Genomic DNA, 18,484 nt, shown 5'->3' with positions numbered 1-18,484 from the left:
CGCGTTACGGAAGGAGTTTGACCATGTCCTCGTACGTCTCCGGTCTGCGGTCGCGATAAAACTGCCAGGTATTGCGCACTTCATGGATCAGGTGTTTATCCATCTCGGCGATGACCACTTCGTCCTGGTCGCGGCTGCCGATGGCGACAATTTGCCCGCGCGGATCGACGAGGTAGGACTGTCCGTAAAACTCGCCCATATTCCACGGGGGTTCCACCCCCACCCTGTTGATCGCCGCCACGTAGTATCCGTTGGCGACGGCGTGGGCGGGCTGCTCCAGCTTCCAGAGGTACTCGGAAAGACCGGCCACCGTGGCCGACGGGTTGAAGACGATCTCCGCCCCGTTCAGGCCGAGCAGCCGTGCCCCTTCGGGAAAATGGCGGTCGTAGCAGATGTAGACGCCCACCTTGGCAAACGCCGTGTCAAACACCGGGTACCCCAGATTGCCCGGTTTGAAGTAGTACTTTTCCCAAAATCCGCAGCCGTTGCCGCCCGCCGCCACGTGCGGTATGTGCTGCTTGCGGTACTTGCCGAGGTACGTCCCGTCCGCGTCAATTACCGCTGCCGTGTTGTAGTAGGTCCCGATGCCCACCTTTTCGTACACGGGCAGAATGATTACCGTCCCCAGTTCGCGTGCCAACGACTGAAAGAGCTGCGTCGTCGGGCCGTCGGGCACTTCTTCGGCCGCCTCATACCACTTGGTGTTTTGTTCGGCGCAAAAATACGGGCCGAAGAAGATTTCCTGCAGACAGATGATCTGGGCTCCCTTTGCCGCCGCTTCGCGGACCATCCGCACGTGTTTTTCGATTGCCTTTTCCTTGTGGACGTGCACCGGTTCGTCCCCGTGCACGTCGTTTTTCGCCTGGATCAGCCCAATCGTCACCTTGTTTCCCATGCTGTCTTCCTCCTTCCTGTTACGGCCGTTCAAACGCGGCGCGCTTGATGAATTGTCCCGCACCCGCCTGGCCGACAAACTGCTTGTCACGTACAACAAACGCTCCCCGCGACAGGACAGAGACGATCTCGCCGTATACCTCCATGCCTTCAAACGGGTTGTAATCGACGTTCATGTGGTGGGTCTTCGCGGAGATCGTCCGTTTGACGCGCGGATCGAAGATGACGATGTCCGCGTCAGAACCCACGGCAATGGTGCCTTTTCTCGGGAACATCCCGAACAGTTTGGCCGCCTTTGTCGAGCAAACGTCGACGAACTGGTTCAGACTGATTCGCCCTTGACGGACGCCTTCGGAATAAAGGATGGTCAAGCGGTCCTCGATCAGCGGCCCGCCGTTGGGAATCTTCGTAAAGTCGTCCCGGCCCAGCTCTTTTTGGCCGATATAGTTGAATGAGCAGTGGTCCGATCCGACCGTCTGCAGGATGCCGTTTTTCAGCGCGTTCCACAGCACGTCCTGGTTCCACTTTTCGCGCAGCGGCGGTGACCAGACGTATTTGGCCCCTTCAAAACCAGGCTTTTCAAGGGCGGTGATGTCAAGCGCCAGATACTGCGGGCAGGTCTCGCCGAAGACGTTGAGTCCCCGTTCACGCGCTTCCGCGATTCGCTGCACGGCAGCCGCGCAGGAGACGTGGACGACGTACAGTTGGGCATCGGCCAAGGCGGTCAGTGCGATGGCCCGCCCGGTCGCTTCTCCTTCCGCTTCCGGCGGTCGGGTCAGGGCGTGGTAGATCGGCGCGGTATTTCCTTCCTTCAGCGCTTTCTTGGTCAGGTAGTCCAGCACGTCCCCGTTCTCTGCGTGCACCTGCACCAGCGCCCCCAGTTCTCTTGCGCGCACGAGCGTTTTAAACAGCGTCTCGTCGTCCGCCTGAAACACGTTTTTATAGGCCATAAACACTTTCAGCGAGGTGATGCCCTCGGTTGTGACCACGCTCTCCAACTCTTCCAGCACCTGGTCGTTCGCCTCGGCGATCATCAGGTGAAACCCGTAGTCGATGACGGCCTTGCCGCGCGCTTTTTCGTGCCAGGTGGCGATGGCCGAGCGAAGCGTCTCCCCTTTTTTCGTCAGGCAAAAGTCGATGATGGTGGTCGTGCCCCCGAACGCCGCTGCTTTGGTGCCGGTAAAAAAGTCGTCTGCCGTTACAGTCCCGCCAAACGGCATGTCGAGATGCGTGTGCGGATCAATCCCTCCTGGCAGGACGTAACAGCCGGTGGCGTCAATCTCCTCTGCGCCGTTCGCTTCCAGTTCGCTGCCGATGGCCGTGACCCTCTCCCCTTCAATCAAGACGTCCGCCCGGTAGGTATCGGCGGCTGTCACCACGGTGCCGCCGCGAATCACTTTTTTCATGCGCGCTTCCTCCCTTCCCCGCTCCATTGGCGTATGGGCACGGGCGCGTGCCCCCTGTCAGTACAAGCTATGCAAAAAGGCCTACCCGCATGACTTACTCGCAGCCTGTCCCGCAGTTTCCCTGGGCTGCCAACGCGGCCTGCCGCTGATTCCAGGAAAGCGGCGGCTGCCCCGTCGGCACCTCCACCATTTCGATCGTCCCCTCCACCGGACAGACGATCGAACAGAGGTTGCAGCCGACACAGTCCTCCTCCCTGACGACCAGTCTCTCCTTGCCGGACGCTTCATCCAAAACGATGTCGATGCATTGGTGCGACGTGTCTTCGCAGGCGATGTGGCACTTGTTGCAATGGATGCACGTCTCTTCGTTGATACGGGCGACCACCTTGTAGTTGAGATTGAGGTTGCCCCAGTCGGAGTAGGTGTGGACCGCTTTGCCGACGATGTCCATGACTGATTTGATGCCGCGCTGATCGAGGTAGTTGTTCAGCCCGTCGATCATGTCCTCGACGATGCGAAAACCGTGGTGCATCGCCGCTGTACACACTTGCACTCCCGTCGCTCCCATCAGCAAAAACTCGACGGCGTCACGCCAGGTGGAGATTCCGCCGATGCCGGAGATCGGGACATTTACCTTCGGATCGCGGGCGCACTCCGCCACCATGTTGAGGGCGATCGGTTTTACGGCCGGGCCGCAGTATCCGCCGTGCGCGCCTTTGCCGTCCACATGCGGGATCGGCAGCCAGCTGTCCAGATCGACACCCATCAAGCTGTTGATCGTGTTGATCAGGCTGATGGCATCCGCTCCGCCTTCCACTGCCGCCCGAGCGGTATAGCGGATGTCGGTGATATTGGGCGTCAGCTTGACGATGACGGGGGTCTGCGCCACTTCCTTTACCCATTCCACCTGCTGGATGATCAGATCGGGGTGCTGACCGACCGCCGAGCCCATGCCCCGCTCCGCCATTCCATGCGGACAGCCGAAATTCAGCTCCAGTCCGTCCACACCGACAGCCTCCACTTTTTTCACAATCTCATGCCAGGCTTCCCGCTTGTTTTCCACCATCAGCGAAGCGATCAGTGCGTGTTTGGGAAATTTCTTTTTCGTCTCTTCGATCTCTTTCAGATTCACCTCGAGCGGACGATCCGTAATCAGCTCGATGTTGTTGAAGCCGATCATCCGCTGCCCGCCGACGTGCAGGCCGGCAAACCGGGAACTGACGTTGATAATCGGCTCACCCAACGTCTTCCACACCGCTCCGCCCCAGCCCGCCTCAAACGCCCGCTGGACCTGGTAGCCGGAGTTGGTTGGCGGCGCCGATGCCAGCCAGAACGGATTGGGGGATGAAATGCCCGCCAGGTTGATGCTGAGATCTGCCATGGTACTTCGCCTCCTTTTCTCCCTGCATCACGCCGGCTGCGCCTGACCGCTCAGCGCGGCGTGGATGGCGTGCGCGGCCCGTTTGCCGTGATTTGCGGCATCGACCACCATTGCATCCGTCTTGCCGCCTCCGAAGATCACATCTCCGGCAGCGTATACACGCGGATTGGACGTGCGGTAGGTGCCTTCCTCCACCTGGACGATCCCGTTCCGATGCGCCAGCCCGAACGCTTCGATCAAAGGCACGTGACGCTGCTGGCCGATCGCCTTTACCACAAAGTCCGTCTGAATGACAAACTGGCTGCCGGGAACCGGCACGGGCCGCTTCCGTCCCTTTTCATCCGGCTCGCCCAACTCCATCCGTATCAACTCCAGCCCGGTCACCCGGCCGTTTTCGCCCAGAATGCGGGTGGGGGCCACCAGCCAGCGGAATTCCACGCCCTCCTGCTTGGCGAACTCGTATTCAAACTGGTAACAGGTCATCTCCCGCTCTGTCCGCCGGTAGAGTATCCGGACGTTCGCGGCACCCAGCCGCTTTGAACAGGTGGCCGCGTCAATCGCCGTGTTGCCCGCGCCGATGACGACCACCTTTTTGCCGATCATCGCGTCCGTAAGCGGCTTGGTTTTCGTCTCCTCCACCAGGGAGATGGCGTCCAGCACGCCGTCCAAATCCTCACCTTCGATGTGAAGCGGGGGGACCGCTCCCATCCCTACGGCGAGCAGGACCGAATCATACTGCTGCAGAAGTTCCTCGGGCTGTACGTCCTCGCCCACCCGGGTGTTGGTGACGAACGTCACGCCCATCGCCGCGACTTGTTCCGCCTCCCACAGCGGAATCTCCTGAGGGAGCCGAAACGAGACGATGCCGTACGTGTTGAGGCCGCCCGCTTTTTCCTTCGCCTCGTAGACGGTTACCTCATAACCCAGCCGCGCCAGCTCCCGCGCTGCCGACAGCCCTGCCGGCCCTGCACCGACAACGGCCACCCGTTTGCCGTTTTTCTCTCCGGCCTGAAACAGCACCGCTTCGTTTTTCATCGCCCAATCAGTGGCGTAACGCTGCAGGCGCCCGATCATGATGGGGTGAGACGCGTGATTCAACACACAGGCACCCTCGCACAGCACTTCGGTGGGACAGACGCGGGCACAGCTCGCGCCCACGGGATTGGCTTCCATGATCGTTCGGGCTGATCCGTACATATTGCCGGTCGCGATCTTTTTGATAAAGGAGGGAATGTCGATCGAGGTGGGACAGGCCTTGATACAGGGGGCGTCGTAGCAGTACAGACAGCGGTTGGCTTCGTCGATTGCTTCTTTCGGCTTCAGCGCCGGGACCACTTCCCGGAATCGGTGTTCCAGTTCCGCTCGCGCAGCCGCTGGTTCACGATGGACGCTCATCTTCCAACAACCTCCTCACACGTTTTTTCCACCTGGCAGGTGCTTGCTATTAATCAATGTGGGAAATGACAGTTTTATGATCGTTTCATCGCGGTTTCCGGTAGCTTGCCACTGAAATCAATTCAACCCGGATGGCATGAATGGTTTCAGCGGTGAATACGCTGTTACCAAAACGTGGAAGGGATGAAGCGGGCATGAAGGATTACGACCTGCTGATCGCCCGGCTCCGCCGCCAAATCGCAGAGGCGACCGAACAACTTAAGCAGTTGGAAGCGGAGCGGGCCGCGTACGAAGAACAGCGCCGCCGCCGCAGCGCGTACCTGTCCTCGCGGGAAATCCTCGATCTGCTCGCCGCCCGGCACGGACGGATGGGCAGCATGGCGACGATCAAACGCTGGGCGGATGAAGGACACCTCGGCGCCGTCATCGACGAGCGGGAAGCCTTCCCCCTGCTCACCGGGAAACAGGGCAACAAGCGGTTTCTCTACCCACGCGAGGACGTGTTTCGCTTTTTGTATGAAAAGGGATTGTTGACGCCGGCGTACGATGTGCTGGACCGTGTCCGGATCACGCGGGGAACGCAGCAGGAATGGGCAGTGGTCATCTCGGCAGAGCTGGCGGTGGATCGTTTTCTATACACGGTGCAGGTGGAAAGCAGCGGCGAAGTGGTGAGCGGAATCCCGGAAGCGGACCTGCTCCCGCCGGAACATCCTGCTTCCCGCCTGCCTGTCTCGTAAGGAGGAACTATGGAACTGGCTGTCGTCACGCTGGCCAATACGCCGGAAAATCAGGAGCGCTCGCGGCAAATCCGCGATTTTCACAAAAAAAAGGGGCAGCCCCTCGCCATCCGGTTCAGCGAGGAACTGACCCATATCGTTTTGGAAGCGCCGTGCCTGTATTTGCCCGACCGGAAGCTGCTCGGCACCGATGCGGTAGTGGACGGCAGCGGCCGGCAGTGCTCCGGCCATTACGAGATTCACCCCCGCAGCAAAGGAAAGACCATCAATCTGCACCTGGATTCCGAACTGGCTGCGGAGCTGGAGCAAATCCGCGCCCGCGTCGGCAGCAAGACCCAGCATGACGTGATTCTCGACATGGTCATCCGCGGGATGAAGGCGTATCTGGCCGAGCAGGACAAAGGTCGCGGCGAACAAAACTAGATTACTTGTACTCTCCTTTCAGGTACTGGTAAAACGGCTGATCCACCCAGAACTGGTAGCTGGAGATCGTAACCGCCGGGTTGATTTTCTTCAGCCCGCCGATGACCTGTTGTGACTGTTCACTCAAGGTGAACGTCTGGGCGATGAATCGGCCGTCCTTCAGCACGTGGTTGGTGATCACCGGATACCCCTCCAGCTCTGTCAGCGAATAGTAGAGCGGCTGCCACCAGGAACCTTTCAACAGGCCGGTCACGTCTTCCTGGTTGCGTTTGGCGTATCGGAGAATGAGCGGCTCAAAGCGCTGCTTCTCCTCGACGCTGGCAAATTCAAAGCTCAGGTCGTACTCTTTGGCGTAGGCGATGTGGTTGCCGTTCTCTATCGGCACCACACGGTAATCCTCCGTCTGGACCGGTTCTCCCCACTCTTTCAGATAGACGAATGCGGACGTTTTCGGCTCCAGCTGCACCCTGGCCTGAATGCTCTCGCTGCGCAGGAGGCCGATCAACTGGATGGCGTGGACGATGTCGCTGTGGCCGTAAGTGATGGTGCGCTCCGGAGCAAAATGGGGATCAAACCGCGTGTCTTTCAAGTTATAGCCGGTGATCAGGTTTTGCTTGAGCGCTTCGTCCACGACTTTTTGCAGGTCTTCGGCCCGGATGATCTGCGACTCATACCAGGCTTGGACCAGCTTCCCTATGATGTCGTCATCGCTCAGATACCCGAGCGCGTTCTGGCTTTGACCGTGAAATTCGGCGACTTTGCCGAGGAGTTGATACGCCAGATCCGCCGTCGTGGCGGCATTCGCTGTTACGCCCGTCAGCGCGTCGGGAGCGACCAGTCCGCTGTCCAATGCGGCCGCCAATTCCTGTGCCGCCTGATGCGGGACGACGCCGTTCTTCGTATAGGTCCATCCCGCCTTTTTCCAGGCAGCAGCCACTTTTTCCTCGGTATAGGTGTAGGCCAGTTCCTTCAGTTCGGCCGCTTTCACGGCCGCGCTGAGCGCTTCCCAAACGGGCAGTTTGCCGGCATCAGCTGTGCCTTGCGGGAACAGCGACGGAATCGAAGGTGGTGCTTCCGTTAGACCGGAAGCCGTCCCCAAAATGCTGCCCAACGCTGCAGCAAACTGAGCGCGCGTGACTTCGCCAGACAGCTTGACGCCGTACTGTCGTTCGATGTAAGCAGCCCACTCGTTTGTAACGGTTTTGGCCGGTGTCGATTGGACGACAGCTGCGGCAGGCGGGACGGCGGGTGTGGCCCATACGGCTGTGGGCATGCCGATCGCGGCGAGCAGGGCGGCTGATGCCGCCGCATGAATCAGGGGACGTGACTTGGACATGGCAAATCCTCCTTGTAACGTTATGAAATAACCTATTATTCCTGTTTGTTTACTTTGATTTATGATTGAGCATAACGTTACCATCCTGTCCGCTGCGTGTCAAGATTGTCTTCGTACGACCGGAATCCACAGCTCGTTTCTCTTCTCTTCGACTGGCAGATAGCATTCGATTGCGGGCAAATCAGCCAGATCATAGGCGGAGGCGGGAAGCCACTCCGTGTAGAGACGTTTCCAGATATCCTGCATACCGTCCGGGGAGCCGGGCACCTCAAACACGGCCCACGTCGCTGCCGGAACGTTCATTTTGACCATGCCTTCCGGCGGCAGTTGGTCAGACACAATCGCCATGATATAGTCAAATGCTTCGCTCCTGCCCCATTCTCCATTCGCACAGACCCCCAGGATTCCGCACATCGGGTGGTTTGCCTTGCGCATCTCCCATAGTTTTTCAAAAATTCCCCGCTCACCTGCATCCTTCCAGATGCCGGGCACCGTGTGAAACGCCTGTTCCGTGTTGACGCGCTCTTTCCAACCGACCAGGGAAAATCCGCCGACGTCCTCGATCCTGTAGCTCATTTCCACAGCGCCTTTGATTGAAAATTGAAAGGATATGCGCGGAAAGGCCTTCAGTCTTGTCCCGGCGCTGCGTGCAGCCGTCGGCGTCGTGCCGTGCAGGTTTTGAAACGCCCGGGCAAATGCCTCGGGCGAATCATAGCCGTACTTGAGGGCAAGATCCACGACTTTGATCCGGCTGTTTTGCAGTTCAAATGCCGCCAAGGTGAGACGCCGTCTCCTGATGTATTCCGACAGCGAAACTTCGGCCATGAAAGAAAACATGCGTTGAAAGTGGTACGCGGAGCAGCAGGCCACTTTGGCCGCTTCCGCGTAATCAATCTCGTCGGCAAGATGATCTTCGATGTAACGAATCGCCTCATTCATTCGTTTGACCCAATCCATTCTCACGCCATCCTTTTGGTAAGTATGTTAACCCAATCGCAAACGCAACGCCGTGCAATTTGTGCACAAGATTGCAAGGTCATCCCGCATCACTTCCACTTCGCCGCTGTTTTTCCTGCAAAAAAACGGCACCGTTTTCCCAGGGGGCCGGGCTGGAATGGCCGCGCTGCCCGCGGGAAACAGTGCCGTATCGCTTTTATCGAGAATTTTGTGCCTGTACTAGGCCAATTCCTCAAACGCTTCCCGCAGGACGCGGGCGATGAAATCAAGGTCGTCGCTGGTCGTGGAGAACGGCGGGGAGAGCGTCAGGATGTTGTTGTAGCCGGGAACCGTGTCCCCGTTGCGGCCGATGATCAGGCCGCGCTGCTTACAGGCGGCGATCACCCTGGTCAGCTTGTCGGGGGCGGCCGGTTCCTTGGTGTCCCGATTCTCCACCATTTCAATGCCCATCAGGAAGCCGAAGCTGCGGATGTCGCCCACATGCGGGTGATTCTCCAGGAACGCAAGCTTTTCCCGCAGTTCCACGCCGAGCCGTTCCGCCTTTTCGATCAGCTTTTCTTCTTCCATGATCTCCAGGTTTTTCAATGCCACTGCACAGGCCGCGGGATTGCCGCCAAAGGTGTTGACGTGGCGGAAGTGCAGGTTTACCCCCTGTTCGTTGAACTTGTCGGCGATGTCTGCCCGTACCGCCGTCGCTGATAACGGCAAATAGGCGCTGGTGATCCCTTTGGCCATCGTCACGATGTCCGGCTTGACGCCGAAGTTCTGGTGGCCGAATTTCCGCCCGGAACGGCCAAAGCCGCAGATCACTTCGTCCACGATCAAGAGAACACCGTATTTGTCGCAGATTTCCCGCACTTTCGGCAGGTACTCCGGCGGAGGAACGATCACGCCGCCGCCGGTGATCACCGGCTCCATGATGACGCCGGCCACGGTCTCCGCCCCTTCCCAGTTGATCACCTCGTCATAGACCTGCGCGCACTCCAGGCTGCAGCTGCCGTACGATTTGCCGAACGGACAGCGGTAGCAGTACGGCGGCGAGACGTGCAGAAAGCCTGGCGCCAGCGGCTCGTATTTATGCTTGCGGATCGACTGGCCGGTCGCCGCCAACGCTCCCATCGTATTGCCGTGATAGGCGCGATGGCGGGATATGAACTTGTACCGGCCGGGCTGGCCGTTTTGGTGGTGGTACTGTCGGGCGATTTTGAACGCCACTTCGTTCGCTTCCGATCCGCTGTTGGAAAAGAAGACGCGGTACTCGCCGCCCAGCCATTCGCTCACTTTTTCCGAGAGCTTGATCGCCGGCACGTGGCTTTGCGTCAGCGGGAAATAGGCGAGCGATTTCAACTGCTCGTAGGCCGCCTGCGCCAGTTCCTCCCGGCCGTACCCGATGTTGACGCACCACAGGCCGGACATCCCGTCCAGATACCGGTTGCCGTCGATATCGGTCACCCAGGAACCGCTCGCTCCGGTGACGATCATCGGGTTGGGGTTGTACGGGGACATGTGGTGCCACATGTGGGCCCGGTCCTTTGCCAACAGCTCTTCCTTGTCAAGGATTTGCGTCCGCTGCTCTTGAGTCATCTGCCGTTCCTCCTTTCGTTATTTCACAAACACTTTCTGCGATCCGATGGCGGTATCGCCGTCGTCAAACCAGCGGGACGTCACCGTCTTTTTCTTGGTGAAAAACTCGACGCCGTCCTTGCCGTTGGCGTGCAGGTCGCCGTAGAACGAATGCTTCCAGCCGGAGAAGGCAAAGAAGCCCATCGGCGCCGGAACGCCCACGTTGACACCGACCATGCCGGCCTCGACGCGCTGGACGAACTCCCGCCCCCATTTGCCGTTGTTGGTGTAAATGGTGGCACCGTTGCCGAAACGCGACTTGCTGATGACCGCCAGCCCCTCTTCAAAATCGCGGACCCGCAGCACGCTTAACACCGGCGCAAAAATCTCGTCGCGGACGATGACCATTTCCGCATCCGCGTGGTCGAAGATGGTCGGACCGAGGAAAAAGCCCTCCCGTTTGGCCTTGGCGTCTTCCCGGCCGTCCCGGACCAGACGGGCACCGGCAGCGATCCCTTTCTCGATGTAGCCGTGCACTTTTTCCAGATGAGCCGGCCGGATGACTGGCCCCAGATCGACGCCCGGCTCCAGTCCGTTGCCCATCTTCAGCGCGTCGGACTCTTCGACCAGGTATTGAATCAGCTCGTCGGCGATCTCCTCCACCGCGACGACGACACTGGCCGCCATACAGCGCTCCCCTGCACAGCCAAATGCTGAGCTGACAATCGTTTTGGCGGCGCGGCGCAGGTCGGTGTCAGGCATGACGAGATGATGGTTTTTCGCGCCGGCCAGCGCCTGCACCCGTTTGCCGTGAGCAGAAGCCGTTTTGTAGACGTACTCCGCGACGGGCTGGGAACCGACGAACGAAATGGCTTTCACATCCGGATGCTCCAGCAGGCCGTTGACGACGTCGTGAGCGCCGTTGACCACGTTGAACACCCCGTCCGGCAGGCCCGCTTCCTTCAGCAGTTCGGCAATCCGGATGCAGGAGAGCGGCGTGCGCTCGGACGGTTTCAGCACAAAGGTGTTGCCCGCTGTAATGGCAATCGGGTACATCCACATCGGCACCATCAGCGGGAAGTTGAACGGCGTGATGCCGGCCACGACGCCCAGCGGAAAGCGGATTACCTGGCAGTCGATGCCCTTGGCAATGTTGGGCAGCGACTCGCTCATCAACAGCGTCGGCATCCCGGCCGCAAACTCCACCATCTCAATCCCGCGCAGCAGTTCGGCGTGCGCCTCGGGCAGGTTCTTTCCGTTTTCCAGCGTGATCATCCGCGCCAGTTCGTCCTGGTTTTCCCACAGCAAATGCTGGAAGCGAAACATGATGCGCGCCCGCTCCACCACCGGGGTCTCGCTCCAGGCGGGAAACGCCGCCTTGGCTGCCTGGACAGCCTTGTCCACGTCGTCTTTGGTCGACAGCGGGACGCGCGACAAAAGCTCGCCTGTCGCCGGATTGGGGATGTCCTCGTAACGGTCGGACTGGGACTGCACCCACTCGCCGGCGATGTAGTTCTTCAGCATGGGCCCTACGGTCGTCGTACTCATTGCTTCAACTCCTTACTATTTGTTTGATAGTTCCATCTTATCTGAATTTTTCACACGACATCACTAGACAAACTGCAAGTAGTTGGGTAGTATTCATCATACATACTGTCAAGAGGAGGAAAAGCATGAACAGCGACTGGCGTCTTACCGTGGCCGATGTCATCAGACGGCCGCTGTTTTGCGACGCGGAGGTGGTGGCCGGCAGCCGCGGGTTGTCCCGTCCCATCCGCTGGGTCCACGTGCTGGAATCGGCCGACACCTGTCAGTTCCTCAACGGCGGCGAACTGATCCTGTCCACCGGCCTTGGATTCGGCGAGGCCAAAGAGAAACGGCTGGCCTATCTGTCCGAGCTGATTCGCCGCAAAGCGGTCGGCCTCTGTATCGAGCTGGGCGCCTATATCCCGCACGTGCCGGATGACATGCTGGAACTGGCCGACCATCACGATTTTCCCCTGATCGTGTTCCACCAACCTGTGCGATTCGTCGACATCACGCTCGATCTCCATGAACATCTGATCAACCGGCAGATGCAGGCGCTGCGCAATCTGGAGTCCTACTCGCGCGGCCTGCAGCGTTTGAGCCTGCAGACGCAGGGCATTTCCAGGATGCTGCAGCATTTTCAGGCGGCCGTGGGAACACAGGTGTTTTTGTACACACCGGAAGCGCCTCCGCAATTTGTGCCGCCGCTCCCGCAGACCGTTCAGAGCGAACTTGCGTCCATGATGCGCTCCGCCTTTCCCGCTGTTCCCTCGGCGGAGGGGGGAAATGGCGTCCTCGCCCTGTCCGACAAAAAGCGCATCATCTACCAGCCGGTGACCGCGATGGGCCATCTGCTTGCGTACCTCGGCGTGATTCTGTACGAACGGGAAGCGGACGAGTACCTGCTGCTCACGCTGGATTACACAGTCAGCGCTCTGGCCCAGGTCCTGATGCGCCGAATGTTTGCCGAAGAGCAGGCGCTCGCGACGGAAAACCGGTTGTTTGACGACCTGATCATCAACCGTTCGCTGACGGAAGAGCAGATTCGCGCGCTGCTCGGGCTGGCCGGGACAGGAAAGGCGCCCGTCTACCATATCCTGCTGATGTCCCTGCGGCGTGACGGCGACGAGCACGCCGCTCCCCTGCCGCCGCACGAACTGACAGGTGTATTCCGTTCGCTCCTCTCGCGGCTGGGCTTTCGCCCGTTTATCCGCTGCAAGGGCAGCCGCTTTTACCTGCTCGTGATCGGCCCGTACAAAGCTGCAGACGCCCGCCGCTCTCTGGACAAGGCAATGGCCGAGATGAAACGCATCTGCCGGCAGGTGATGGGAGCGGACACGGACGTGCTGTTTGGCGTCAGCCGTCCAGGCACTCGGCTGGGGGAGGCCGGCAGGCACCTGACAGAGGCGGAACAGGCGCTCGCCTTTCAGCACGATTCTCCAAGCCCCTATTTTGCCGATCTTGGCCTGTTTCGCCTGCTCTTTCACGTTCCGCATGAATCGGTGTTGAAGCCGTTCATCAACGATTACCTGGGGGCGCTGATCGACTACGACGAAAAACACGGCACACAGCTCGTCCACACACTGCGTGTCTACCTTGATTCCAACCTCTCCAAGCAGGAGACGGCCACGAAACTCTACATTCACCGCCAAACCTTGTATCACCGTCTGGAAAAGATTGAAGAGATCCTTCCGCCTGACTATGCCCATCCGCACCACCGGCTTTGTCTCGAAATTGCCCTGCGTGCCTATGAATGGCTGAACCACAGACCGGCCGCTGCCCCCTTCCGTCCGGACGAACAAACGGCGCGACCGTCACGCTGACGTGACGGGACGCGCCGTTCAATTGGGGTTGTCTGTGTGTCTGCCTCAACGGCGGGATCTGGCCGGATAGGTAATTTGCATGTCATACCAAGCCATCCTGCCTTTTTCCAGTTGAATGACGATTCGGTACGGTCCGGGTTCGGCCAAATCCACCGTCAGCGTTTCGGGATTGTCTTCGCTGTCGGTGGAGCCGATCAGATTTCTGTCACCATCGTAGACGTACAGATTGACATCGGCATCGCCGATCCATTCCGCAGTCACGGTCATTTCACCCGCCTGCTTGGCCCGGATCCAATACGTGTGATCCCTGTTATTACGCGAATTTTCGATAAGTCGCCCCGTTTTGACTTCTGTTATCCAATCGTCGGACAGCAGCTTGCCGTTGGCTGCCAGAGCGTACGGCTGAGGCCCCTTGGGGATGTTGTAGCCCTCTACCGTCACCGTGTAGATGCCTTCCTCGGGATGCTTGATCCAGACCTGCTCCACGTTGTTGAGGTTGTCCACTTCATCGTCGTAGGGATAGCGGAAAAAGTCGTTGCCGTTCAAGGTCTCGCCGCTTGGCGTTACTACTCGCAGGTTCAGATCGTTGACCAGCGTGCGCGTGGCTGCCAGGGAAGCCGGGTAATCTGTCCAGGCCAGGGTGATGGCCAGCGGTTGGGAATCGTCCGTCACCTTGAGACGGTATGTCGCTTCATCCCCTGTTTTCATCCCCTTTTTCTCATCCACAAAGCTCGTCTCGATCGCACGCTGCAGGTTGGCTCGTCCAAAACCCTGCAAGCGCATGTCTTCGTCCAAATCGTCGGCGCCGCTGATGAGCATTGCCTTGATCAACGCCCCGCTTGGATTGTCCACGCCGTTTTCCTGCAGGTACTGACGGACTTGGGCCACACCGCCGGCCAACACTGGCGTCGCCATGCTTGTCCCGCTGAGATAGGCGTAGAACTCATCAAAATGTCCGTGATAATTCTCGTCGGGTGCCAAAGAGGAACGCGTGGACAGGATGTAGCTTCCCGGCGCGACCAGATCGGGCTTGAGGCGGCCGTCCGCCGTCGTCCCCCGGCTGCTGAATTCGGCTACCTCGTCCGGGTCGTCCGCTTCGTAATCATCCAGCTCCGGCCGGTCGTTCTCGGTAGCGCCCACGGCGATCACGTTTTTGGCTGTCGCCGGCGTGCCGATGGTCTCGTATCCGTATACGCCCGAATTGCCAGCCGCCACCAACGCCGTCATGTCCGGATGTTCCCAGAGGAACTGGTCGAACAAAAACGAGTCCAGGCCGTATTCGCCATAGTCATCGACGCCCCAGGAATCGGAGTGGATGCGCGCGCCTTCCGCGTAAGCCTCCTCCAGAATGTCATGGACATCTCCTGCCAGATATCCGTCTTCGTCCAGCATGGAATGAAAGACGAGCTTCGCATCGGGAGCCATGCCTTTGTACTGGCCGTCTGACGCTTTGCCGGTGCCCACGATCGAGCCCGCCACGTGAGTGCCGTGGCCGTCAGGATCGCTGGCATCCCCTTGGCGCCCGATGGCATAGAGTTCTTTCACCTGGCCTTCAAAATCCGGGTGGATCTGATCGGGATCGCCGGTGTCCAGGCCGCTGTCCGCTACGCCGACAATCTGCCCTTCGCCGGTGTAGCCGGTGGAGGCCAGGTAGTCGGAATGGATGATTGCCGCCGCCCGGTCATTGCGAAGTTTTCGCTCCAAAACGGGAACGACGGCGATGACCTCGTCGGATTGGATTACCTCTTCCAGACTGCGGCCGCTCAGCCGCGCCATCGAGATGTGGGGAGCTTCCTCCAGGCTTTTCACTTGTCTGGCTTCCCCGTCTTTCACGATCCGCTTCAAGGTGCGCTCCATGTCGACACGGTGGTCAAACCCGATGACCGCTACCTCCACATCCGCCCGCTTGCCGAGGGTGGAGCGCAGCGACGGCGACACCTTGGAAACGGGATGAAACGGGAGGACGTCCCTGACGAACGGCAGCTTTTTCAGCGCCCGCCGCGCTTTTTCCTCGTCCACCCGGGCAATGAACGCGTAATCGGGTATGTAATCCCCCAGGGTTACGCCCAGGTCTTCCACCTGCTCCTTCCACTCTTCCACCACCGGACCGTCAAACTGAATGACGATCAGATCCGTGCTTCCCTTCTGCGACGTTTGGGAAGCGAGTGAAAGTTCCTCCTTCGCCTCGATCGCCAGTCTGCCCTTGCGCCCCTCTTCCCGCTTGGCGCTGACAGGCAGTTGACCGACCATCAAGGATACGACCAGTGTCATGGATAGTGCCGCATGCCATTTGAACCGCAAAGAATCAACACCCTCTTCCCATTGTTGTATAATGTTTCCATTATACGGCAAAATTCGACGATGGGAAAGAGTCTGAATATTTCCTTTAGACAAAAAAGGATCGAGGAACAGTCCCCGATCCAGGATGAAGAACTTCCCTGCACCGACTCGTCACCCTCCGTGGACAGACGTTCCTGACGCCGGTGCGCCATTTGGAAACAACGGCTGAAAATCAACCCATTCCAAACGGCTCAACTGCTCAATGTCCGGGCTGTCGTCGCCCGCCTGCGTCAGCCGGAGCGCCTGGTATTGCATGGCTTCCTGCAGCAGGTTGTGCACCATCCGACCGTTGCCAGTGAGCGTCCCCGCTTGAGCCGCTTGTTCCAACTGCTGCCGAATGCGCTCCTCCACATCGCCGCCGAGCCGGTATCCCGCCTGCGTGACCGCCTGCAGCAGCATGCGGGTGAGCTCTTCTGTCGTGTAATCGGGGAAGTGGAGGTATTTTTTGAAGCGGGAAAACAGGCCCGGATTGCTCGCCAGCAAACGCTGCATCTCCGACGGATAGCCGGCCAGCACGACCACCAGGTTTTCGCCATGACGGGACATTTCCTCCACCAGCGTGTGAATCGCTTCCCGACCGTAGTCCCGTTCGCCGCCCTCCAGCAGTGCGTACGCCTCGTCGATAAACAGGACGCCGCCCAGCGCTTCGCGGATTTTGCGCCGGGTCAGCGCCGCCGTCTGCCCGACGTATCCGGCTACCAGATCGGCCCGGCTGGCCGTGACCAGATGGCCCCGTTTCAGATAGCCGATTTCCTGCAGCATCTCCGCATACAGGCGGGCGACCGTCGTTTTCCCCGTGCCCGGACTGCCGGTGAATACGGCGTGCAGCTCAACGGGAACGGTCGGCAGTCCGCAGGCGGCCCGCTTCCGCTGCACCGAGGCAAACGCGGCGATTTTGTTCAGTTCCGCCTTTACTTCATCCAGGCCAATCAAGGACGCCAGCTTTTCTCTCGCCGGCTGGACATCCGGCAGCGCGTCCAGACCGCCAACGTCTTTGGGGTAGAGAATGGTGAAGTCGTCCCACTTCAGTTCATCCGGTTCGTCGAGACGCCGCCCCTTTGCAAAAATCGCTTCCATCACGAGATTGGCCACCGTTCGGGCATTGCCGAAGGTGTGGTCCACACGCGCCTGTTCGATTCGCTGCCGCAAAGCCCGCCGCGCTTCCGGCGTGAAGGAAAAATCGTTTCGGCTGGCCACCTGCTCGGCAATCGCCACCAGTTCGTCGGTCGTATAGTCGGGCAATAGGAAGTGGCCCGTCTCTGGAAAACGACTGCGCAGCCCCGGATTGGCGTACAAAAACTGCCGCATCTCCTCCGGATAACCGGCCAGCATCACCACAAACCGGCCGGCGTATTCACCGCCGGTCATCGCGGCCACCAGCGTGTCGATTGCAGCCTGGCCGTAATCGCTGCCCGAGCTGTCAGCCCGCTTCAGGCTGTAGGCCTCGTCAATAAACAGCACGCCCCCGACCGCCCGTTTGACCGCCTCCATCACCCGCTGTTCCGTCTGTCCCACATACGCCCCGACCAGATGGGAGCGGTCCACTTCCACCACGTCGCCGCGCTCCAGAAGTCCCAGCTCGTGATACAGACGGCCGATCAGACGGGCCAGCGTGGTCTTCCCCGTCCCCGGATTGCCCATCAGCACCAGATGGAGGGGCAACTGATCGGTCAGGTGCCAACCTTTTTCCTCACGGAGCTGCCGATACCGCAGGAAGCAGGCCAGCTTGCGCACGCGCTCCTTGATCTCGTCCAGCCCGATCAGCCCTTCCAGTTCCTCCAGGGCTGACTGCCCGCGCCCGCCTCCAGGCATCTCTGCATCGTCCGATTCCCCGTCAATGGACAGCAGCCGTTCATGTTCTTCCTGCTGTGCGGTCAAGCGTTTGACGCTCTCCTGCAAGGCAGCCAGCATTTCCGCCGAATAAAACATGCCCTGCAGCGAGGCCGCATAGGCCTGGGTCCTCTCCAGCATATCGCCGAGCAGGCGCTCCCGCTCCGCGTACAACCGCTCCACGCCGGCTGCCGCGTGCACCGCTGTTTCGTCCCCGGCCGCTTCGGCCGCTTCGCGCGCGGCGGCAGCCAGAGCCTGCCATGACGGAAGGGCTTGCAACTCGGCCTCGGCGGCTTGTTTCAGCTGCTCTGCGTTCCGCCTGCGGGTAGCGGCGTTATCCGTTTCGCGGATCAGCGGATAGCTGCCGTCGAGGCGGTGTTCCTTCAGACGGGTCAGGTACAGGCGCACCCGCAGTTCGGCGGACGGCCGGTAGGCAGGGTCCAGCCGGACGGCACGGGACAGCCATTCCTCGGCCAACCCGTAGCCTCCCCGCTTTTCCATGCGGAGAGCAGCCAGCCAGGTGAGCACCACCGCTTCCGCCTGATCCAGCCGTTTGTCCTCGTCCGTTCCGCGCCGCTCCTCGATCAAGCGGAGGAGCGGGATTAGCTCCCCTTCCGACAGCTGTCGTATGTCAGGTGGGTGCTCCCGCCACCTCCACACAACTTCCAACCGGTCCGCTGCTCGCTGCTGCATCGTGCCCCTCTCCTTTTCTGGTTTTTCGTGTGTACTCCAGTTGTACCATACTTCAATTTTGGTGAAAAAGGCAATGATCGAAAGCACACGCCTGGCACACGGCAAAAAAGCAACCTCCCGTCATTAGGAGGTTGCTCAGGCCCGATCACCCATGCGCCACGAACTTTGTCTGCATGCTG

13 protein-coding genes are annotated in these 18,484 nt (G+C 59.8%); 3 read left to right on the top strand and 10 right to left on the bottom strand.

Annotation, left to right across the window (positions count from 1 at the left end; genetic code table 11):
• Nucleotides 1-4: 4 nt before the first annotated feature.
• The 4 genes from Q7F15_RS09750 to Q7F15_RS09735 all read right to left on the bottom strand — a co-directional run bounded on the left by Q7F15_RS09750 (nucleotide 5) and on the right by Q7F15_RS09735 (nucleotide 5,076).
• Nucleotides 5-895 carry a nitrilase-related carbon-nitrogen hydrolase gene (locus tag Q7F15_RS09750; protein ID WP_212132513.1) on the bottom strand — a complete coding sequence of 297 codons (891 nt, stop codon included), beginning with the start codon at nucleotides 893-895 and terminating at the stop codon, nucleotides 5-7.
• Between the two features lie 19 nt (nucleotides 896-914).
• Nucleotides 915-2,300 carry a dihydropyrimidinase gene (gene hydA, locus Q7F15_RS09745; RefSeq protein ID WP_212132514.1) on the bottom strand — a complete coding sequence of 462 codons (1,386 nt, stop codon included), beginning with the start codon at nucleotides 2,298-2,300 and terminating at the stop codon, nucleotides 915-917.
• A 94-nt stretch (nucleotides 2,301-2,394) separates the two neighbouring features.
• Nucleotides 2,395-3,681 carry an NAD-dependent dihydropyrimidine dehydrogenase subunit PreA gene (gene preA, locus Q7F15_RS09740; RefSeq protein WP_171566761.1) on the bottom strand — a complete coding sequence of 429 codons (1,287 nt, stop codon included), beginning with the start codon at nucleotides 3,679-3,681 and terminating at the stop codon, nucleotides 2,395-2,397.
• A gap of 27 nt (nucleotides 3,682-3,708) precedes the next feature.
• Nucleotides 3,709-5,076 (bottom strand): NAD(P)-dependent oxidoreductase, encoded by a 1,368-nt coding sequence (locus tag Q7F15_RS09735; RefSeq protein ID WP_212132515.1) that lies wholly within the window; start codon nucleotides 5,074-5,076, stop codon nucleotides 3,709-3,711.
• A 194-nt stretch (nucleotides 5,077-5,270) separates the two neighbouring features.
• Between Q7F15_RS09735 and Q7F15_RS09730 the strand changes: the two genes are divergently transcribed.
• Nucleotides 5,271-5,813, top strand: a complete 543-nt coding sequence (locus Q7F15_RS09730; RefSeq protein WP_171566759.1) for a hypothetical protein — start codon at nucleotides 5,271-5,273, stop codon at nucleotides 5,811-5,813.
• Between the two features lie 9 nt (nucleotides 5,814-5,822).
• Nucleotides 5,823-6,236 (top strand): hypothetical protein, encoded by a 414-nt coding sequence (locus tag Q7F15_RS09725; protein ID WP_171566758.1) that lies wholly within the window; start codon nucleotides 5,823-5,825, stop codon nucleotides 6,234-6,236.
• A 1-nt stretch (nucleotide 6,237) separates the two neighbouring features.
• On the opposite strand, the gene Q7F15_RS09720 is transcribed toward Q7F15_RS09725, so the two are convergent.
• From Q7F15_RS09720 to Q7F15_RS09705, 4 genes are all read right to left on the bottom strand, one after another.
• Entirely contained in the window at nucleotides 6,238-7,572 is a 1,335-nt protein-coding gene (locus Q7F15_RS09720; RefSeq protein ID WP_304415487.1) for a hypothetical protein, read from the bottom strand.
• Between the two features lie 99 nt (nucleotides 7,573-7,671).
• The gene (locus Q7F15_RS09715) at nucleotides 7,672-8,529 is read right to left on the bottom strand and encodes an AraC family transcriptional regulator (RefSeq protein ID WP_304415486.1); all 858 of its coding nucleotides are present in this window, start codon (nucleotides 8,527-8,529) and stop codon (nucleotides 7,672-7,674) included.
• Between the two features lie 219 nt (nucleotides 8,530-8,748).
• Nucleotides 8,749-10,113 (bottom strand): aspartate aminotransferase family protein, encoded by a 1,365-nt coding sequence (locus Q7F15_RS09710; RefSeq protein WP_171566755.1) that lies wholly within the window; start codon nucleotides 10,111-10,113, stop codon nucleotides 8,749-8,751.
• 18 nt (nucleotides 10,114-10,131) lie between these two features.
• Nucleotides 10,132-11,640, bottom strand: coding sequence for a CoA-acylating methylmalonate-semialdehyde dehydrogenase (locus Q7F15_RS09705; protein WP_171566754.1), 1,509 nt, complete (start codon nucleotides 11,638-11,640; stop codon nucleotides 10,132-10,134).
• 125 nt (nucleotides 11,641-11,765) lie between these two features.
• Here Q7F15_RS09705 and Q7F15_RS09700 point away from each other — a divergent pair, with 125 nt between their 5' ends.
• Complete coding sequence (locus Q7F15_RS09700; protein WP_304415485.1) at nucleotides 11,766-13,442, top strand: PucR family transcriptional regulator; 1,677 nt, start codon at nucleotides 11,766-11,768, stop codon at nucleotides 13,440-13,442.
• A 45-nt stretch (nucleotides 13,443-13,487) separates the two neighbouring features.
• Here Q7F15_RS09700 and Q7F15_RS09695 read toward each other — a convergent pair whose 3' ends face one another.
• Both Q7F15_RS09695 and Q7F15_RS09690 read right to left on the bottom strand, forming a co-directional pair.
• Nucleotides 13,488-15,713: a S8 family serine peptidase gene (locus Q7F15_RS09695; protein ID WP_230076962.1), complete on the bottom strand. Its 2,226-nt coding sequence runs from the start codon at nucleotides 15,711-15,713 to the stop codon at nucleotides 13,488-13,490.
• A gap of 180 nt (nucleotides 15,714-15,893) precedes the next feature.
• Complete coding sequence (locus tag Q7F15_RS09690; protein ID WP_304415484.1) at nucleotides 15,894-18,305, bottom strand: AAA family ATPase; 2,412 nt, start codon at nucleotides 18,303-18,305, stop codon at nucleotides 15,894-15,896.
• Nucleotides 18,306-18,484: the final 179 nt, after the last annotated feature.

The organism is Brevibacillus aydinogluensis (assembly GCF_961514395.1).
In the GTDB taxonomy this organism is placed as follows: Bacteria; Bacillota; Bacilli; order Brevibacillales; family Brevibacillaceae; genus Brevibacillus; species Brevibacillus aydinogluensis.
The sequence above is the reverse complement of the archived record's forward strand: the minus strand, read 5'-3'. Positions and strand labels throughout refer to the sequence as shown.

Bases quoted from the DNA above. Each gene is read 5' to 3' on its own strand.
- Q7F15_RS09725 (WP_171566758.1), top strand. From the start codon at position 5,823: ATGGAACTGGCTGTCGTCACGCTGGCCAATACGCCGGAAAATCAGGAG.
- Q7F15_RS09715 (WP_304415486.1), bottom strand. From the start codon at position 8,529: ATGGATTGGGTCAAACGAATGAATGAGGCGATTCGTTACATCGAAGAT.
- Q7F15_RS09695 (WP_230076962.1), bottom strand. From the start codon at position 15,713: ATGACACTGGTCGTATCCTTGATGGTCGGTCAACTGCCTGTCAGCGCC.
- Q7F15_RS09735 (WP_212132515.1), bottom strand. From the start codon at position 5,076: ATGAGCGTCCATCGTGAACCAGCGGCTGCGCGAGCGGAACTGGAACAC.
- Q7F15_RS09710 (WP_171566755.1), bottom strand. From the start codon at position 10,113: ATGACTCAAGAGCAGCGGACGCAAATCCTTGACAAGGAAGAGCTGTTG.
- Q7F15_RS09690 (WP_304415484.1), bottom strand. From the start codon at position 18,305: ATGCAGCAGCGAGCAGCGGACCGGTTGGAAGTTGTGTGGAGGTGGCGG.
- Q7F15_RS09720 (WP_304415487.1), bottom strand. From the start codon at position 7,572: ATGTCCAAGTCACGTCCCCTGATTCATGCGGCGGCATCAGCCGCCCTG.
- Q7F15_RS09750 (WP_212132513.1), bottom strand. From the start codon at position 895: ATGGGAAACAAGGTGACGATTGGGCTGATCCAGGCGAAAAACGACGTG.
- Q7F15_RS09730 (WP_171566759.1), top strand. From the start codon at position 5,271: ATGAAGGATTACGACCTGCTGATCGCCCGGCTCCGCCGCCAAATCGCA.
- hydA (WP_212132514.1), bottom strand. From the start codon at position 2,300: ATGAAAAAAGTGATTCGCGGCGGCACCGTGGTGACAGCCGCCGATACC.
- Q7F15_RS09700 (WP_304415485.1), top strand. From the start codon at position 11,766: ATGAACAGCGACTGGCGTCTTACCGTGGCCGATGTCATCAGACGGCCG.
- preA (WP_171566761.1), bottom strand. From the start codon at position 3,681: ATGGCAGATCTCAGCATCAACCTGGCGGGCATTTCATCCCCCAATCCG.
- Q7F15_RS09705 (WP_171566754.1), bottom strand. From the start codon at position 11,640: ATGAGTACGACGACCGTAGGGCCCATGCTGAAGAACTACATCGCCGGC.